Origin of the sequence: Bacillus cereus group sp. BfR-BA-01360 (assembly GCF_022663595.1) — a bacterium.
Classification (GTDB): Bacteria; Bacillota; Bacilli; order Bacillales; family Bacillaceae_G; genus Bacillus_A; species Bacillus_A cytotoxicus.
Map to the genome: position 1 here is coordinate 1 of NZ_JAKUFV010000052.1, position 4057 is coordinate 4057.

Sequence of the window (4057 nt, forward strand, 5' to 3'; positions counted from 1 at the left end):
TCCAATTCTTTCGCTGTTTCCGGTTTTGGGTGCTCTTCTTTTAATTCATCTGTTGTTTCCCATGTCTCTTCGGTTTCTTTCTCTTCACCCATGCCTTCCACTTGTGGTTTCTCTTTATCTTTTTCCTGTCTATCCCCTTCAGCCTCACCATATAGTGTAATATTTTCAATTTGTTCAACTTCTGACATAGACACCGGTCTATGATTTTCTATCTCATATTTAATAGTATACTTATTTTTTAGATATTGAAGTTTCTCTCCTTCTTCAGTTATATCTACGTTATACATAATTGAAAATCTAGTAGCACTAGCTTTCTTTTTATTAAAAGTAATATTGAAAGTTGAATCATTCACAAATTTTATTGTTCCATATCCTTGGCTCTCAAAATCTTTTAATGTAAGACCTCTATATTCTGCACTGTTTTCAACCACTATATAAAAATGATCCTTCTTTAATTTTTGACCACCTTGTAAGCTATCAGTTATCGTAATATCTTTATTTAAAGTATCCTTATTATAATTGACCATCAAATACCACTGAACTTCATGGGTATTATCTGGATCTATATAACCTCCTTTGTAAGAAAATGGTCCTTTTTGCTCTTCACCATCACCATTACCACCACCGCTACTTGGACCTGTAATAGTTATGGTTTTCATTTCTAAAAGTGTTCCTAAGTTAGTTTGTATTTCTTTCTTCTGATCTACTTCTACATTTGTAACTTGAATATCAATACCAAATTTCCCTCTTATATTTGTATGCGTACTTACCTTTTCATTAAATGTACACTGCGCAATGCCTGATGATATTTCACAAACACCATAATCATCTAATGCGACTTTTTTATTAAATCCTTTTAGTTCTTGAGGTAAGGTTAATGTTAATACATCTCCAGGCTGTAAATCATAATTATCTTTTTCACTAAATTTCACAGTGATTTTCGTTCTTTGTCCATAATATAAATCTGTGCTCTCAAACTCGATACTATCTACAAATCCCACTGAATTTAATTCTTGTGCCTTTGCAGTGATTGGCATGAAACTTTGTGACATAATAACAACAAAGACTAAAAATAGTACAAACCATTTTTTTGAGTTCATAAAATCCCCCCTTTTATTGCCATTGGGATAAGATATTCCAAAAACTTCTACAAGAAAAAAGATATTAAACTAACTGAACTGGAAAATAAATCCTAAAACTCATAATAAGGAGCCATCACCCCACAACTTCCCTATTATAAATGAATATTATGGAAATGTCAGGCTTAATTTGGGAATTTTTCACGAAATTTGTATGGCTAAAAAAAGAAACTTTATTCATAGACAGACACCACTGAAAAAGACCATTTCATAAGAAAAAGGAGTCTATCACCTGTTATATACAGGTGATAGACTCCTATACTTCACATTTTGATGAAATCCATTTTATTTTTTGCAAGGTGCCCACTGATTATGCGTTCCCACCTACCTTCCTTGTTCCTCTCTGAACTTTAAGATAGAAGTCTTACTGCCTGTAAATAGCAAGGTTAAAACTATTAACGATATTTCTTCTTTTCTCACCGTTTTGGCATTTGCGTATGATTTTTTAAAAACGGAAGTGGGAATTGTTTACGGAAATGCTCTTTAATCATGTACTGCACACCATTTTCATTATTAGAACGCGTAATCCAGTCTGCTGCTTGTTTGAGCGGAAGAGGTGCATTTCCCATCGCTACCCCTAGGCCTACATGTTCAATCACTTCAAGATCTTCTAAACTATCTCCAATCGCTACCATTTCATTTACATGAATACCGAGATGCTCCCCTAATACTTGTAATCCACTTAATTTTGATACATGAGACGGTAGGATTTCTAACCTTCTTGTATCACACTCCACATATTCTATATCTGCAAATGCTTTCTGCAATGTCTTAAACGCTCGTTCCTTTTCTCCCTGGCTATGAAAGATGACATCAATTTTAGGAGCTGCCACAGGATGATCGCGCAGCGCATCCCCTAATGAATCGACAAATTGAACGGGATAAAAGAGCGGGTCTGCACTCGATAACACAGTGCGCGCAATTAAATTTGGGGTATTGCGTTCCCTGTTCCCAATTGAAAAGCGCTCATGTGAAATCCGAATATTACATTCAAAATGTTCTAATACTTGCACAATATTAAAAGTCTTTTCTTCAGATAGTCGTTTTTGCATGAATGGCTTATCTAATGTTGCTGAAATAAACGCGCCACCATGCGTAACTAATATAGAATCTAACTTTAAAGATTTCGCTATTTTATGAGCCGATTGAAAATTACGATTTGTAAATAATGTCACATATACGCCTTTTCTTTTTACAAAATCAACGGCTTCTCTTGTGCCTTTTGGGATTTTACCATTGTTCTGTAATAGCGTCCCATCTATATTAAGAGCCAATAAGCGATAAATCATGACACATTCCTCCTCTTAGCTGCTTTACCCTATCCATAATTTATGAAAGAAATATGCGAAATAGAACGAGTTAGAATTACTACTATAAATTTGGTTTAATATAAAGAGAAACCTTCATTTATGAAAAGTTTCTTCATCTCTCACGAATTAGACTCTCTTGCGAATCGAGCTTTTACAGGTACCAAAAACATATATCATCAAGAAAGGAGCGATGAACATGAAAGCACCTCCTCCCTTTTATGAAGGTGATACATTGGACGTTGCGAAAAAATTGCTTGGACAGAAACTTGTCCATATCGTAGATGGAGTGAAACGAAGCGGATATATCGTTGAAGTAGAAGCATATAAAGGACCGGATGATAAAGCCGCACACAGTTATGGAGGGCGACGAACAGAACGAACGGAAATTATGTTTGGTGCACCAGGACATGCTTATGTATATCTTATTTACGGTATGTATCATTGTTTTAATGTAATTACCGCACCAGTTGGTATCCCCCAAGGCGTTCTCATTCGGGCATTAGAGCCAGCCGAGGGAGTAAAAGAAATGAAACTGGCACGATATGGAAAGATGGAACTGACGAAAACACAATATAAAAATTTGACGAATGGACCTGGTAAGCTATGCCGCGCGCTTAACATTACGTTAGAAGAACGTGGACTCTCTTTACAAGGAGACAAACTATATATTGAATTAGTGCCTGAATCACAGCACCTCTCTTCTCAATATGAAATAGTAAAAGGCCCGCGCATTAATATTGATTACGCAGAAGAAGCTGTCCATTACCCTTGGCGATTTTATTTTCAAAACAACCCATTTATTTCCAAATAAAAAAGAAGCAGGATATCATTTTCCCTCCTGCTTCTTTTTTCAGCATTCACTTCTTTTCACTCCGCACCTTCTACAGTCGCAATGTCGTCTTTAAAATTTTCTCTCGATAAATTAGCTGTTTCTAGGAGCACTAAAGCATATGTGCTTTTTAGCAAATATAACGGCATTTCTTCATCCTATATTAGCATTTCGGTACAAGCGATCAACTAACCAACACAATTCGCACCTCACTGCTACTAAAACATATAAACAAAAAAAGCCGCCCAAAAGTTATACTTTTGAGGCAGGCTCGTCTCAAAACAGACAATACATAAAAATAAAGTTTCACTACAATCAGAGTAACTCGTTTTAAAAATTGTACGCTATTTCTTTTCATATTTTTTAAAACATGTAGGGAATTATGAGAAATAGCTAAGGAAAATAAGAGTTAACTTTTATCGTCATAATGGAACTTATGGAAGAAATGCAAGCGTCCAATTTTCTTCGAGTTATTGCTCTTCCTGTAATTATAGGATACGTTATCCTTCTTCTTATTTCACCGAAAAGCTACTTCGCTTTTCCGCAACGTTTCAGTGGCGAGTTGCATTACGAATCAAAAAAACACTATTTGCCCTTGCAAACAGTGTTAAGAAATATTAGTTTATTCCTACGTTAGAGAAGTCCTATGCTCAACTCATCCGATGAATTCTACTAGATTGTTTACAGCGGAGTATCTGTTAAGGTCCACTCTAATTCACCCTGATACGTCTCATTCACTTTGACATTCGGACCTGGCTTAACTTTTAACCGAATTCCTT

Annotated in this window: 3 protein-coding genes; 1 reads left to right on the forward strand and 2 read right to left on the reverse strand. The window is 35.5% G+C overall.

Translation table 11 applies throughout. From position 1 onward, the window contains the following. Nucleotides 1–1100 (reverse strand): collagen binding domain-containing protein (locus tag MR056_RS21710; RefSeq protein WP_242136719.1); only part of this gene is annotated, 1100 nt, incomplete at its 3' end. Between the two features lie 455 nt (nt 1101–1555). After that, on the reverse strand, nt 1556–2428 hold the full coding sequence (locus MR056_RS21715; protein WP_011983805.1) for a Cof-type HAD-IIB family hydrolase: 873 nt from the start codon (nt 2426–2428) through the stop codon (nt 1556–1558). A gap of 217 nt (nt 2429–2645) precedes the next feature. On the opposite strand from MR056_RS21715, the gene MR056_RS21720 reads away from it, so the two are divergent. Then, nucleotides 2646–3260 (forward strand): DNA-3-methyladenine glycosylase, encoded by a 615-nt coding sequence (locus tag MR056_RS21720; RefSeq protein ID WP_011983804.1) that lies wholly within the window; start codon nt 2646–2648, stop codon nt 3258–3260. The last annotated feature ends 797 nt before the right edge of the window (nt 3261–4057 follow it).

Excerpts from the sequence above, each read along its gene's own strand:
- MR056_RS21715 (WP_011983805.1), bottom strand. The coding sequence starts at position 2,428 with ATGATTTATCGCTTATTGGCTCTTAATATAGATGGGACGCTATTACAG.
- MR056_RS21720 (WP_011983804.1), top strand. The coding sequence starts at position 2,646 with ATGAAAGCACCTCCTCCCTTTTATGAAGGTGATACATTGGACGTTGCG.